The sequence below is a fragment of the Pantoea sp. T14 genome (assembly GCF_036663535.1).
Lineage (GTDB): Bacteria > Pseudomonadota > Gammaproteobacteria > Enterobacterales > Enterobacteriaceae > Pantoea > Pantoea phytostimulans.
The window spans coordinates 225,928-238,327 of the sequence record NZ_JAWUEB010000024.1 but is presented as its reverse complement, the minus strand read 5'-3'; the positions used below and the strand labels follow the sequence as shown (position 1 = coordinate 238,327).

Annotated in this window: 14 protein-coding genes; 7 read left to right on the top strand and 7 right to left on the bottom strand. The window is 52.6% G+C overall.

The annotated features are described in order from the left end of the window. Both nrdD and nrdG read left to right on the top strand, forming a co-directional pair. On the top strand, positions 1 to 2,139 hold the full coding sequence (nrdD, locus tag SC127_RS12300; RefSeq protein WP_243078703.1) for an anaerobic ribonucleoside-triphosphate reductase: 2,139 nt from the start codon (positions 1 to 3) through the stop codon (positions 2,137 to 2,139). Continuing rightward, the gene (gene nrdG, locus SC127_RS12295) at positions 2,139 to 2,603 is read left to right on the top strand and encodes an anaerobic ribonucleoside-triphosphate reductase-activating protein (protein ID WP_243078822.1); all 465 of its coding nucleotides are present in this window, start codon (positions 2,139 to 2,141) and stop codon (positions 2,601 to 2,603) included. The genes nrdD and nrdG overlap by 1 nt, the downstream gene beginning before the upstream one ends. On the opposite strand, the gene SC127_RS12290 is transcribed toward nrdG, so the two are convergent. Beyond that, on the bottom strand, positions 2,595 to 3,230 hold the full coding sequence (locus tag SC127_RS12290; protein WP_215847782.1) for an NAD-dependent epimerase/dehydratase family protein: 636 nt from the start codon (positions 3,228 to 3,230) through the stop codon (positions 2,595 to 2,597). The genes nrdG and SC127_RS12290 overlap by 9 nt on opposite strands. Positions 3,231 to 3,432: 202 nt before the next feature. Here SC127_RS12290 and SC127_RS12285 point away from each other — a divergent pair, with 202 nt between their 5' ends. Then, on the top strand, positions 3,433 to 3,954 hold the full coding sequence (locus SC127_RS12285; protein ID WP_215847783.1) for a type 1 glutamine amidotransferase domain-containing protein: 522 nt from the start codon (positions 3,433 to 3,435) through the stop codon (positions 3,952 to 3,954). 35 nt (positions 3,955 to 3,989) lie between these two features. Here the strand turns inward: SC127_RS12285 and SC127_RS12280 are convergent, their stop codons facing one another. Then, entirely contained in the window at positions 3,990 to 4,430 is a 441-nt protein-coding gene (locus tag SC127_RS12280) for a YhbP family protein (RefSeq protein ID WP_332626664.1), read from the bottom strand. Positions 4,431 to 4,522: 92 nt separating this feature from the next. Here SC127_RS12280 and SC127_RS12275 point away from each other — a divergent pair, with 92 nt between their 5' ends. After that, positions 4,523 to 4,810: a GIY-YIG nuclease family protein gene (locus SC127_RS12275; RefSeq protein ID WP_243078706.1), complete on the top strand. Its 288-nt coding sequence runs from the start codon at positions 4,523 to 4,525 to the stop codon at positions 4,808 to 4,810. Here SC127_RS12275 and SC127_RS12270 read toward each other — a convergent pair. Together SC127_RS12270 and ubiT are read right to left on the bottom strand one after the other, a co-directional pair. After that, entirely contained in the window at positions 4,794 to 5,300 is a 507-nt protein-coding gene (locus tag SC127_RS12270) for a GNAT family N-acetyltransferase (RefSeq protein WP_243078707.1), read from the bottom strand. The genes SC127_RS12275 and SC127_RS12270 overlap by 17 nt on opposite strands. Then, on the bottom strand, positions 5,294 to 5,818 hold the full coding sequence (gene ubiT / locus SC127_RS12265) for a ubiquinone anaerobic biosynthesis accessory factor UbiT (RefSeq protein ID WP_332626661.1): 525 nt from the start codon (positions 5,816 to 5,818) through the stop codon (positions 5,294 to 5,296). The genes SC127_RS12270 and ubiT overlap by 7 nt, the downstream gene beginning before the upstream one ends. Before the next feature lie 203 nt (positions 5,819 to 6,021). Between ubiT and ubiU the strand changes: the two genes are divergently transcribed. The 3 genes from ubiU to SC127_RS12250 all read left to right on the top strand — a co-directional run bounded on the left by ubiU (position 6,022) and on the right by SC127_RS12250 (position 9,035). After that, positions 6,022 to 7,017 (top strand): ubiquinone anaerobic biosynthesis protein UbiU, encoded by a 996-nt coding sequence (gene ubiU / locus SC127_RS12260; protein ID WP_332626659.1) that lies wholly within the window; start codon positions 6,022 to 6,024, stop codon positions 7,015 to 7,017. Positions 7,018 to 7,026: 9 nt separating this feature from the next. Beyond that, positions 7,027 to 7,911, top strand: coding sequence for a U32 family peptidase (locus tag SC127_RS12255; RefSeq protein ID WP_243078709.1), 885 nt, complete (start codon positions 7,027 to 7,029; stop codon positions 7,909 to 7,911). A 113-nt stretch (positions 7,912 to 8,024) separates the two neighbouring features. Continuing rightward, entirely contained in the window at positions 8,025 to 9,035 is a 1,011-nt protein-coding gene (locus SC127_RS12250) for a luciferase-like monooxygenase (RefSeq protein WP_243078710.1), read from the top strand. A 271-nt stretch (positions 9,036 to 9,306) separates the two neighbouring features. Here SC127_RS12250 and SC127_RS12245 read toward each other — a convergent pair whose 3' ends face one another. The 3 genes from SC127_RS12245 to nlpI all read right to left on the bottom strand — a co-directional run bounded on the left by SC127_RS12245 (position 9,307) and on the right by nlpI (position 12,294). Next, positions 9,307 to 11,232, bottom strand: coding sequence for a DEAD/DEAH family ATP-dependent RNA helicase (locus tag SC127_RS12245; protein WP_215847789.1), 1,926 nt, complete (start codon positions 11,230 to 11,232; stop codon positions 9,307 to 9,309). A gap of 16 nt (positions 11,233 to 11,248) precedes the next feature. Further along, positions 11,249 to 11,305, bottom strand: a complete 57-nt coding sequence (gene yrbN, locus SC127_RS22595) for a protein YrbN (protein ID WP_139810663.1) — start codon at positions 11,303 to 11,305, stop codon at positions 11,249 to 11,251. A 104-nt stretch (positions 11,306 to 11,409) separates the two neighbouring features. Next, positions 11,410 to 12,294 (bottom strand): lipoprotein NlpI, encoded by an 885-nt coding sequence (gene nlpI, locus SC127_RS12240; RefSeq protein WP_243078711.1) that lies wholly within the window; start codon positions 12,292 to 12,294, stop codon positions 11,410 to 11,412. Positions 12,295 to 12,400: the final 106 nt, after the last annotated feature.

Here is a 12,400-nt window from a genome sequence, read left to right as displayed (position 1 = left end):
ATGGCAACGGTGGTAATAAAACGCGACGGGTGTCGCATTGGGTATGATGCGCAGCGCATTCGTGATGCGGTTGCAGCCGCAGCATTAGCAGTAAAAGTTGATGATGCGGCCTGGTGTGCAGCGGTGGCAGATAACGTCAGCGCGCAGCTGGCAGAAAAGCATGAAGTCGATATTCGTGATATTCAGTATGCCGTTGAGGAAACCTTGATGTGTGGGCCTTATCCGCATCTGGCGCGTGCTTATATTGAGTATCGTCATGACCGCGATGTCGCACGTGAACAACGTGGCAAACTGCATCACGCTATTCGCGGTTTGGTCGATCAGACCAATGCGGCCTTGCTCAATGAAAACGCCAATAAAGACAGCAAAGTGATCCCGACGCAGCGCGATTTGCTGGCGGGGATCGTCGCTAAACATTATGCGCAACAGCAAATTCTGCCGCGTGATGTCGTGCTGGCGCACGAACGCGGTGAAATTCATTATCACGATCTCGATTATTCCCCTTTCTTCCCGATGTTTAACTGCATGCTGATCGATTTAACGGGCATGTTGAACAACGGTTTCAAAATGGGCAACGCGGAGATCGCACCGCCGAGATCCATTGCCACTGCAACCGCCGTGACCGCACAAATTATTGCGCAGGTCGCCAGTCATATTTACGGCGGCACCACTATCAACCGCATTGATGAAGTGCTCGCGCCGTTTGTGGCGCTGAGCCTGGCGAAACATCGCGCGGTGGCTGACGAATGGCAGATCGCGGAGCCAGAAGCCTATGCGCGGGCACGCACTGAAAAAGAGTGTTATGACGCTTTTCAGTCGTTGGAATATGAGGTCAACACGTTGCATACCGCCAACGGACAAACGCCGTTTGTGACATTTGGCTTTGGTCTCGGCACCGATTGGGCGTCGCGTTTGATTCAGCAATCCATTTTACGTAACCGACTGGCAGGATTAGGTAAAAATCATAAAACGGCGGTGTTCCCTAAGCTGGTGTTTGCGATTCGTGAAGGCGTTAACCGCCGCGCGGGCGACGTCAATTACGATATCAAGCAGCTGGCGCTTGAATGCGCCAGCAAACGCATGTACCCCGACATTTTGAATTACGATCAGGTGGTTCAGGTCACCGGCTCATTCAAAACGCCCATGGGCTGCCGCAGCTTTCTGGGCGTGTACGAAGAGAACGGCCAGCAGATTCACGAAGGACGCAATAACATTGGCGTAATCAGCCTGAACCTGCCACGCATTGCGCTGGAAGCCCAAGGGGATGATGCGCGTTTTTGGTCGCTGCTGGATACGCGACTGGCGCTGGCGAAACGCGCATTAATGACGCGTGTGGCACGGTTGGAGAAAACCAAAGCGCGCGTCGCGCCGATTCTCTATATGGAAGGCGCATGTGGCGTTCGGCTTAAAGCGGATGATGAGATTGGCCCGATTTTTCGCCATGGTCGCGCATCGCTTTCGCTGGGTTTTATCGGCCTGCATGAAACACTGAATGCACTGAGCGGCGGCGCTCAACATCCTTACGACAGTGCGGCGCTGCGTAACAAAGGCGTTGCCATTATTACGCATATGCGGGCAGCCACAGAAGCCTGGAAAGCCGAAACCGGCTATGGCTTCAGCCTCTACAGCACGCCAAGTGAAAATCTGTGCGACCGTTTTTGCCGCCTTGATGCGGCCGAATTTGGCGTGGTCGCAGGCGTCACCGATAAAGGCTATTACACCAACAGCTTCCACCTTGATGTGGAGAAAAAGGTTAATCCCTACGACAAAATCGACTTCGAAGCGCCCTATCCGGCGTTAGCGAGTGGCGGGTTCATCTGTTACGGCGAATATCCCAACATGCAACACAACCTGAAAGCGCTGGAGGATGTCTGGGATTACAGCTACGACCGCGTGCCTTATTACGGCACCAATACGCCTATCGATGAATGTTACGACTGCGGCTTCAGCGGCGAGTTTAGCTGTACCAGCCGCGGGTTTACTTGTCCGCAATGCGGTAATCACGATCCGGCGCGCGTTTCGGTTACGCGGCGCGTCTGCGGTTATCTCGGCAGCCCGGATGCCCGACCCTTTAACAGCGGCAAGCAGCAGGAAGTACAGCGCCGCGTCAAACATCTCGACAGCGGGCCGCTGGGATGATGCATGTTCATCGCTATTACGACGTCGATGTCGTGAATGGACCCGGCACTCGCTGCACGCTGTTTGTGGCAGGCTGCGAGCATCAGTGTCGCGGCTGTTACAACCAAAGCACCTGGCGGCTCGATTCTGGCGTGCCCTTTAGCCTGGAAATGGAGGAGCGTCTGTTGGCAGATTTAATGGATACGCGCATTCCGCGCCAGGGGTTGTCGCTAAGCGGTGGCGATCCGCTGCATCCGCATAACGTGCCGCACATTCGCCGTCTGGTTAAGCGAGTACGCAAAGAGTGCGCGGGGAAAGATATTTGGCTGTGGACCGGCTATCAAATTGACGAACTGAATGCGTCACAGCGCGAAGTGCTGGATTTTATCGATGTGTTAATTGATGGGCGTTTCATTGAGGCAGAGAAAGATGCCACGCTGCAATGGCGCGGCAGCCGCAATCAACAACTCTGGTATTTACGTTAAGTTGCGCGGAATGTCACCGGATTCAATGACGGTGACGCGCGCTTTTCCCGGTAAAAATGCCTGATCGTGCAGGCATTGCGCGACATCGCGTGCCTGCACCGAACGCCAGTTGCCAGGCAACATAGTGAACAGCGGGGCCATCAGACTTTCACCGCCACGTTTCTTCGACCGCTCACCCAGCAGCAGTGAAGGTCGCACCAGCGTAAGGTGCGGCCAGCCTTGATGACGCAGCGCGTTTTCCATCTCACCTTTTACCCGGTTATAGAAAAACGGCGAGCTACGATTAGCGCCGTGTGCGCTGACCACCAGCATCTGTTTTGCTCCGAGCCGTAAGCCGCTTAATCCGCTATCTACCACCAACGTGTAATCAACGTGTACAAACGCTTCTTTACTGCCCGCCTGCTTGCGCGTGGTACCCAGACAGCAAAATACCGTATCCAGCGAGGCTTCTAGCGGGCCCAAAACATCTGTGAGATCCGCTTCAACGGGATTCACCACTTTACGCATCGCGGGTAATGGCCGCCGCGTGGGCGCGATGATTTCGTCGATGCGTGAATCCTCAATCAACAGGCGTAGCAGATATGACCCCACCAACCCGGTTGCACCAGTCAGTAATACGCGATTCATCGCATCCCCTTATACATTATTCTACTTAATGACAAAAAGAGTGCTCATATCCCCGGCTTGGCTTGCATTTTCATCATTGCCGACCAGGCTTAATGGGTATGAATATCCTGAGTTATTCAGATTGCAGCAGTGCTGCTGCAGCGTGAAGCACGATGGGTAGAGAATAGCGTAAGTCGCGCTACACACTATTAAGGAGGAATAAATGAGCAAGAAAGTTGCGGTTTTGATCACCGATGAATTCGAAGACTCAGAATTTACCTCACCTGCAGATGCTTATAAGCAAGCAGGTTTTGACGTTGTAACCATTGAGATGCAGGCCGGGAAAACCGTTAAAGGCAAAAAAGGCGAAGCAGAAGTGACAATCGATCGCAGCATCGATGATGTCAGCCCTGCTGAATTTGATGCGCTGCTGCTACCAGGCGGACACTCCCCAGATTCACTGCGCGGCGATGATCGTTTTGTCACGTTCACGAAAGATTTTGTCGCCACCGGCAAGCCGATCTTTGCTATCTGTCACGGTCCGCAGTTGCTGATTAGCGCTAACGGCGTGCGTGGACGCAAAATGACCTCGGTCAAGGCTATCGCCATCGACCTGATTAATGCCGGGGCGGATTTCCATGACAAAGAAGTCGTTGTGGATAATGACAAGCTTGTCACCAGCCGTACGCCTGATGACTTACCGGCGTTTAACCGCGAGTCAGTGCGGATTCTGCAAGCGCTGTAAGCTTATTTCCCTTTCCCGCCAGGGAAAGGGAATTTTCAGTCCAGATTGGCTCGCTGCCAGATAATCTTCTTACCGAATCCCAAGGCATTATCAGTCATTTTCAATTCGTCTAAACGGATCTCCCAAAGCGGTGCGGAAACTTTGCGCGCAATAGGGAAGCGCTTCTGATAAGCCTGACGCGCTATCGATTCAGTCTCATCTTCACTGTTTAATAACGCGATTCGCCCGCGATACTGTACGCCTTTTATCAATAACACCGTTTTGGGTTGACCATTCACGGTGCCCGCCACTTGCGTATTTTTCATTAACAACAAGCCGTGGCGCGTATCTGTCTCCGTCATGATCCAAAAGGCCATGCGCGTTTCATCAAAAACATAAAAACAGTTGGCGCACCATAATTCACTGTCCGCAGCACAGCAGAGAGAAAGAACGTGTTGCTTTTTCAGGTAACGAACCAGATGAGGACGGTCGGACACAAGGCGCTCCATTCAATGCGCAATTCGCCAGATAGCCGCCACGCCACAAGCGCGCTACACTGCCCGGCAGGCATTATTGAGAGAAATGGGTTATGAATCAGAGCTGGCAGCTCTACATTGTGCGCACTGCCGCAGGCATCCTTTACACAGGAATTACCACTGACGTCATTCGTCGCGTTAATCAGCATCAAAATGGACGCGGTGCTCGCGCCCTGCGCGGCAAAGGTCCTCTTGATTTAGTGTTCCACTGCGAAGCTGGCGATCGTGCCCGAGCATCGCAACTGGAGTATCAGGTTAAGCAGCTGACGCGTCAGCAAAAACTGCTGTTAGTCGCCAGCCAACCTGCCAGCCTTGAGGACTGGTTTAGTCGAAGCGATTAAAGGGTTCGCCGAACTCGACTTGTCCTTCTGCGCCCTCAAAAGCGTCCTCCGCCAGACGGTAGATCTGGAAAGCTGCTTCTGCGCCCTGCCAGCGGCAATGTAGGCCGTGTCGCGCCGCCGGTTCAAAACCAAAGCGATTAAAAAATGCCGGATCGCCTAGCACCACGACCGCGCTGTAGCCGAACTCGTTGAGCGTATCCAGCCCTTCATAAATCAGCTGCTTGGCGATGCCCTGACCGCGCAAGCTTTCATCCACCGCCAACGGGGCTAAGGCTACCCAGCCACGATCTTCACCTTGCAACGTCACTGGACTGAAAGCCGCGTAACCTAAAACTTGACCTTCATCGTCCGTGGCCACTACGCCAAGCGTGAGTAAACCATCTTCGCGTAATGACTGTGTTAATTCCGCTTCGGCGGCGCTCTTGAAGCAGCGTTTCAGTAAACTGTCGATACCTGCTGCATCGACACCAATCTCGGTTCGAATCAACATGTGTCACCTGCGCGTGCCTGAGCGGCTTTTGAGTCCAGTGTCATACCAGCTTCCACAAAAGCAGCAAGCTGCTGCAATCCCGTGCGTAACGGCGTGGGCATGGCGTCAAGTTCAATTGCATCCATTACGTTCTTCACCTCCAGTCCCAATTCTGTATCGCCTTCAATAACCAGTCGGCGTTGAAAAAATAACATATCGGGATCTGCTTTACGTGCTGCCACCAGCAATAAATCGTTGGCATTGCCCCGAAACCAGACATCCGCTTCGGCATCCTGCAATACCGCCAGTTGGCCATTCTGAATCGTGGTGACCCATGTTAAATTCACATCACCAATTTCGATACCCAGAAAGCGCCCTTCCAGAAAGTTTAACTCACCTTCAGCCAAAGAATGACGAAATTGCCAGTTTAAGAGTTGTTGCAGTAACAACTTTTTAACGAAAAACGGGGTGAGTGATGCAGGTAACCCTAAGATTTTTGGTCCTTTTTTGACACAATGCGCATGCAGCTGGCTAAACACACTCTTTACTCCCTTAAAAAAATTTTACGTATAGTGCCACATCATGTTGCCCGTGCGTCCGCTCAGATCAATAAAACCCGACTAATAATGCCCAAAAAAACAGCAGCCACGTTGATGATTTAGGGTTTCACTGCCTTAAATCAACATTTTCTTCCGCACGTATGCCTAGACTCAATGCCCATTGCATATCGTGAGGATTGACCATGGAGCTGCTTTGCCCAGCAGGGAATCTGCCGGCAGTACGCACTGCGGTAGAAAATGGGGCTGACGCGGTCTACGTTGGCCTGAAAGATGACACCAATGCACGCCATTTTGCCGGGCTGAATTTCACCGATAAGAAGCTAGCGGAAGCGGCGCGCTATCTTCATCAGCATCGCCGTAAATTGCATGTGGCGATCAACACTTTCGCACATCCCGATGGCGCAGGACGTTGGCAGCGAGCCATTGATGTCGCGGCACAAAACGGCGCAGATGCGTTAATCCTTGCTGACATCGCGACGCTGGAATATGCCACTCAACATTATCCGCAGATTGAACGTCATCTGTCGGTGCAGGCTTCAGCAACCAACCTTGAAGCGATTCGTTTTTATCATCGCCATTTTAATTTGCATCGTGTGGTGCTACCGCGCGTGCTATCGATTCATCAGGTTAAACAACTGGCACGCAGCACGCCGGTGCCGCTGGAAGTCTTCGCCTTTGGCAGTTTATGCATTATGGCTGAAGGCCGTTGTTATCTTTCATCCTGGTTGACGGGTGAATCTCCCAACAGCGCAGGCGCCTGTTCGCCAGCAAAATTTGTCCGCTGGCAGCAAACTCCTGCAGGCATGGAATCCCGGCTGAATGAAGTGTTGATTGATCGCTATGCGCCTAATGAAAGCGCCGGTTATCCCACGCTGTGTAAAGGCCGCTACCAGGTTGATGAGCAGCTTTATCACGTGCTGGAAGAGCCGACCAGTCTGAACACGCTGGAACTGCTACCAGAACTGCTTAAGGCTGGCGTGGCATCGGTGAAGATTGAAGGACGCCAACGCAGCCCCGCGTATGTGGCTGACGTTGCCCGTGTCTGGCGACAGGCGATTGACCGCTGTATCGCACAACCCGAACAGTTTGTGGTGGCACCACAATGGATGAATTCGCTGGGTGCACTTTCTGAAGGTACGCAGACCACGTTAGGTGCGTACCACCGCGAGTGGCAATAAGGAGTCGTTATGAAATATGCCCTTGGGCCGGTGCTCTGGTATTGGCCCACCGATCAGCTGGAGGCGTTTTATCATCAAGCCGCGAGCAGCAGCGCAGAAATCATTTACCTGGGCGAAGCCGTCTGTAGCAAACGCCGGGCCACCTCTTTTTCGGGTTGGATGACGCTGGCGCGCGAGTTGGCAGCAAGTGGTAAACAGGTGGTTATCAGCACGCTGGCGCTGCTGCAATCCCCTTCTGAATTGAAAGAGTTGCAGCGTTATGTCGAAAATGGCGAATTTCTCATTGAAGCGAATGACTTCGGCACGGTGAATATGGCGGCGGAACGCAATCTTCCCTTTGTTGCCGGACCAACACTCAATATTTATAACGCCGACACGCTGCAACTGTTGGTGAAAGAGGGAATGACGCGCTGGTGCATGCCGGTTGAGATGTCGCGTGACTGGCTTTTACTGCTGCTTCAGCAGTGTGATGAGCGCGGTATTCGTCAGCAGTTTGAAGTTGAGATTCTTGGCTACGGCAATCTGCCGCTGGCGCTATCGGCGCGCTGCTTTACTGCACGTTCAGAAAATCGCGCCAAAGATGCCTGCGAAACCTGTTGTATCAATTATCCCAATGGCCGTCGCGTGATGTCACAAGAACGCCAGCAGGTGTTTGTGCTTAACGGCATTCAGACCATGAGCGGCTACTGCTATAACCTCGGCAACGATCTGGTTGGCATGCATAATTGGGTTGATATCGTGCGCTTATCGCCGCAAAACGTCGGTACGCTTTCAGAAATTAAGCGCTTTCGCGCTAATGAAGAGGGCCAGAGTCCATTGCTGCTAGCAAAAGGCAATGACTGTAACGGTTACTGGCGCAAGCTCGCCGGTATGGCATTAACGCCGCAACCCTGAAAGGCACATAGAGGCTATATTTCGGTCAGTGTTAACAGTTTTAATATGGGTAATGATGCGTAATACTGGTTGGAGAAGGGTTTAACGCCTGCGCCATACACTTTGGAGTACCCATGTCTGAGAAAAAAAACGTCCGCCTTTCCGTATTGGATCTGGCCCCAATTCCGCAAGACGCCACGGCGCGTGACGCTTTCCATAATTCGCTGGCGCTGGCCCGCCAGGCTGAAACTTTAGGCTTCCAGCGTTACTGGCTGGCTGAGCACCACAATATGACCGGCATTGCCAGCGCAGCAACCGCTGTGCTGATTGGCTATCTTGCCGCGAATACCGAAACACTGCAGTTAGGTTCCGGTGGCATCATGTTACCTAACCATGCGCCATTGGTGATCGCTGAGCAGTTCGGTACGCTCGCTTCACTTTATCCTGGCCGTATAGATTTGGGACTGGGCCGAGCGCCAGGTTCGGATCAGCGGACCATGATGGCGCTGCGTCGCCACCTTTCGGGGATTCATGCTGATACTTTCCCGGAAGATGTACAGGAATTGATCAACTGGTTCGATGCAGAAGAAGGCGAACATCCCGCTGTACAGCCCGTACCCGGTTTAGGGATGAAGATTCCCGTCTGGTTACTCGGTTCCAGCCTGTATAGCGCGCAGCTTTCTGCCAAAATGGGTTTGCCGTTTGCTTTTGCCTCGCATTTTGCGCCCGATCAGTTATTCCAGGCTTTGCATGTTTATCGCGAGAACTTCCAACCTTCTGCGCGACTGGCCAAACCTTACGCGACAGTGTGCATTAACATCGTCGCTGCTGATAGCGACAGCGACGCACGCTTCCTGTTTACGTCACAACAGCAGCAGTTTATAAATCTGCGTCGCGGTAAACCAGGTCCGCTGCCTGCTCCAGTTAAGAACATGGATAATCTGTGGTCGCCTTCTGAACAGTATGGCGTGCAACAAGCACTGAGCATGTCTTTGGTGGGTGACGTTGACAAAATACGTCACGGATTAGCAGCCTTGCAGCGTGAAACGCAGGCAGATGAAATTATGGTTAACGGCCAGATTCATGATCCTCAAGCACGTTTGCGGTCGTTTGCCATTGCCATGGAAGCCGCTCGAACCCTGTAATTATTCTGGTGGTGGCGCTTTTTATCGCCGCTTATTGACGAAAGTTTGGACCGGGATTTTCTCGTTGAAATGCTTGAAGGCTGCTGAAGTGCAATGCGCTTTGTTTGCTGGGGAATGAAGCGCTGATCAGAATGATGCTGGATTTTAAAAAGGTTCGCGTCGTCAGCAGGCGACCAGCGCTATTCCGGACGGGTTAAATGCATAAAAAAAGGAAGCCACATGGGCTTCCTTTTTTATTGCAACTCAGTGGGCGTTACCGCCCAGCAAAGTCTTATGCATCACGACGACGTGGTGCTACTGCGGCACCGTCTTCACGACGTGGGCCACGGCTACCTTCACGGTTGAAAGTGCGTCCGCCTGCTTCACGACCGCCAGCTGGGCGCTCGGAAGAGAAACGACGACCGCCTTCACGACCTTCACGGTTTGCACCGGCTGGACCGCCACGACGCTCGCCACCGCCATCACGACCGCCTGGACGACGTTCGCCGCCACGGCCTTCGTTTGGCTGTGCATCACCCAGCAACTGCATATTCATCGGCTTGTTCAGAATACGCGTACGAGTGAAGTGCTGAAGCACATCGCCAGGCATGCCTTTCGGCAGCTCGATTGTTGAGTGCGTACCAAACAGCTTGATGTTACCGATGTAACGACTGCTGATATCGCCTTCATTAGCAATAGCACCAACGATGTGACGAACTTCAACACCATCATCACGGCCTACTTCGATACGATACAGCTGCATCTCACCGACATCACGACGCTCGCGACGTGGACGATCGCCACCTTCACGGTTTTCGCGTGGACCACGTGAATCACGGCTGTCACGGCGGCCATCACGCTCATCACGATCGCGGAACTCACGACGTGCTGGACGCGGTGCTTCTGGTGGCAGAATCAGTGGACGTTCACCCTGTGCCATTTTCAGCAGCGCAGCAGCCAACGTTTCTAAATCCATCTCATCTTCCGGCTGCATCTTAGCCAGCAGCGCGCGATACAGATCCAGATCGCTGCTTTCCAGCTGCTGCTGAACTTTAGCAGCAAATTTAGCCAGACGACGTTCACCCAGCAGCTCTGCGTTAGGCAGCTCAACTTCTGGAATAGTCAACTTCATGGTGCGTTCGATGTTGCGCAGCAGACGACGCTCGCGGTTCTCAACGAACAGCAGCGCGCGGCCAGCACGACCCGCACGACCGGTACGGCCGATACGGTGAACGTAAGATTCTGCGTCCATCGGGATGTCGTAGTTGACAACCAGGCTGATGCGCTCAACATCCAGACCACGTGCAGCAACGTCGGTTGCAATCAGGATATCCAAACGACCATCTTTCAGGCGCTCCAGAGTCTGCTCACGCAGCGCCTGGTTCATGTCACCGTTCAATGCAGCACTGTTGTAACCGCTACGCTCCAGCGCTTCGGCCACTTCCAGTGTTGCGTTTTTGGTGCGCACAAAGATGATAGCGGCATCAAAATCTTCAGACTCAAGGAAACGAACCAGCGCGTCGGTTTTACGACCGTAAGCGGTCCAGTAAGACTGGCTGATGTCCGGGCGCGTGGTCAGGCTTGACTGAATACGCACTTCCTGAGGATCTTTCATGAAGCGTTTAGTAATACGACGAATCGCTTCTGGCATGGTTGCAGAGAACAGAGCGGTCTGATGACCGGCTGGAATCTGAGCCATGATGGTTTCAACGTCTTCGATGAAGCCCATACGCAGCATTTCGTCAGCTTCGTCCAACACCAGACCGCGCAGGTTAGAAAGATCTAACGTGCCGCGCTTCAGGTGGTCCAGCAGACGGCCAGGTGTACCCACAACGACTTGTGGTCCCTGACGCAAAGCGCGCAGCTGTACGTCATAACGTTGGCCGCCGTAAAGGGCCACAACGTTCAGTCCACGCATGTGTTTAGCAAAATCAGTTACAGCTTCAGCAACCTGAACCGCCAATTCGCGGGTCGGTGCCAGCACCAGAATTTGTGGTGCTTTGACGGTTGGATCAATGTTGTTTAACAGCGGCAGAGAAAAGGCCGCGGTTTTACCACTCCCGGTCTGCGCCATGCCTAACACGTCACGGCCCGCCAGCAGGTGAGGAATACACTCAGCCTGGATAGGGGATGGCTTAACGTAGCCCATACCGTTCAGTGATTCGAGGATGTCGGCGTTCAGGCCAAGGTCAGCAAAAGTGGTTTGAATATCAGTCATGTAGTACACGTGCCTCTTAGATTGCGGCGGCCAGTCTACATAACTCGTCGTGAAAACTTTCAGTTATTTTCATCAAAAAGTGTGAACCGGCTCAAATTAGAAGTTTTGACGAACAGGAAAGCCCTCACCTATCAAGATGATGACTTTACAGGTTTTTAGGCAATAAAAGTTCGTCAGCTATTGCTGGTCAGATTCTGATAAATCGTCTTGTGCCTGGCCGAGTTGCGCCAGTTCCAACAATGCGTATCGGTGTTCAACAAAGTTATTTACATTGTTGGCCACCGCCAGTTTGAACAACGCTTTCGCGTCGTCCTTCTCCCCCAGACTTAGGTAGTACTTACCTAAATAGAAGTTGGTTTCACTGAGATGTTCAGCGAGCGAGGTGTTATCCGTTGCGTCCATCTTGAGACGTTCCATCAGCGTTTTTTCGCTGATATCGCCCAAGTAGAACTCGACAATGTTCCATCCCCATTGATCTCGAACCGCTTTGTCGTAACGCTGTTGCAAAGTTACTTTTGCTTTGTCGACATCCATCTCGCGTTCAACGAGATAAAGCCACAAACTGCGGAAAGGATCGTTAGGATCGTCTTGATAAAACGCCAGCAGATCATCTTGCGCTAACTTGTATCGACCGCCGTAATAGAGGGCGATACCACGGTTTAAATGCGCATAGTTGTAAGTTGGATCAAGCTCAAGTACAGAATCAAACGCTTCATAGGCGGCATCAAAGTTGCCAGCCTGCGTTAAGTATATGCCGAGGTAATTAAATACTTCTGGCATATCCGGTCTTATAGACAGCGCTTGCGAAAAATCGTTTCGCGCTAATGCCCTCAGACCTAAACTATCATACAACACTCCGCGCTCATATAACAGCTGTGCGCGTTCATCATCGGTGAGGGCTCGACTGGCAAGAATTTGTTCCATGCGCGCCAGAATCACTTCTTGCTGCAGTGTGGGCTGTAAAGGTACTGCAAGAACTTCGTTCTTACGCCAATTGGAGTTGCTGCATCCTGCCAGCGTCAAAGCTGTCGCAACAAAACACCAGCGCAAAAAAGGCTTCATTTCCCACTCCCGAATACAAACATTAGGATAACCGTCCTGTCATCCGCCTGCTGCGCACAAGGATTCCCGCCCTCGCGATAACACAAACGCCTCTCCCTGCTAAGCA

What these genes read in the sequence shown, in the direction of transcription:
- nrdD (WP_243078703.1), top strand. Translation starts at nt 1, where the DNA reads ATGGCAACGGTGGTAATAAAACGCGACGGGTGTCGCATTGGGTATGAT.
- nrdG (WP_243078822.1), top strand. Translation starts at nt 2,139, where the DNA reads ATGCATGTTCATCGCTATTACGACGTCGATGTCGTGAATGGACCCGGC.
- SC127_RS12290 (WP_215847782.1), bottom strand. Translation starts at nt 3,230, where the DNA reads ATGAATCGCGTATTACTGACTGGTGCAACCGGGTTGGTGGGGTCATAT.
- SC127_RS12285 (WP_215847783.1), top strand. Translation starts at nt 3,433, where the DNA reads ATGAGCAAGAAAGTTGCGGTTTTGATCACCGATGAATTCGAAGACTCA.
- SC127_RS12275 (WP_243078706.1), top strand. Translation starts at nt 4,523, where the DNA reads ATGAATCAGAGCTGGCAGCTCTACATTGTGCGCACTGCCGCAGGCATC.
- SC127_RS12270 (WP_243078707.1), bottom strand. Translation starts at nt 5,300, where the DNA reads ATGTTGATTCGAACCGAGATTGGTGTCGATGCAGCAGGTATCGACAGT.
- ubiU (WP_332626659.1), top strand. Translation starts at nt 6,022, where the DNA reads ATGGAGCTGCTTTGCCCAGCAGGGAATCTGCCGGCAGTACGCACTGCG.
- SC127_RS12255 (WP_243078709.1), top strand. Translation starts at nt 7,027, where the DNA reads ATGAAATATGCCCTTGGGCCGGTGCTCTGGTATTGGCCCACCGATCAG.
- SC127_RS12250 (WP_243078710.1), top strand. Translation starts at nt 8,025, where the DNA reads ATGTCTGAGAAAAAAAACGTCCGCCTTTCCGTATTGGATCTGGCCCCA.
- SC127_RS12245 (WP_215847789.1), bottom strand. Translation starts at nt 11,232, where the DNA reads ATGACTGATATTCAAACCACTTTTGCTGACCTTGGCCTGAACGCCGAC.
- nlpI (WP_243078711.1), bottom strand. Translation starts at nt 12,294, where the DNA reads ATGAAGCCTTTTTTGCGCTGGTGTTTTGTTGCGACAGCTTTGACGCTG.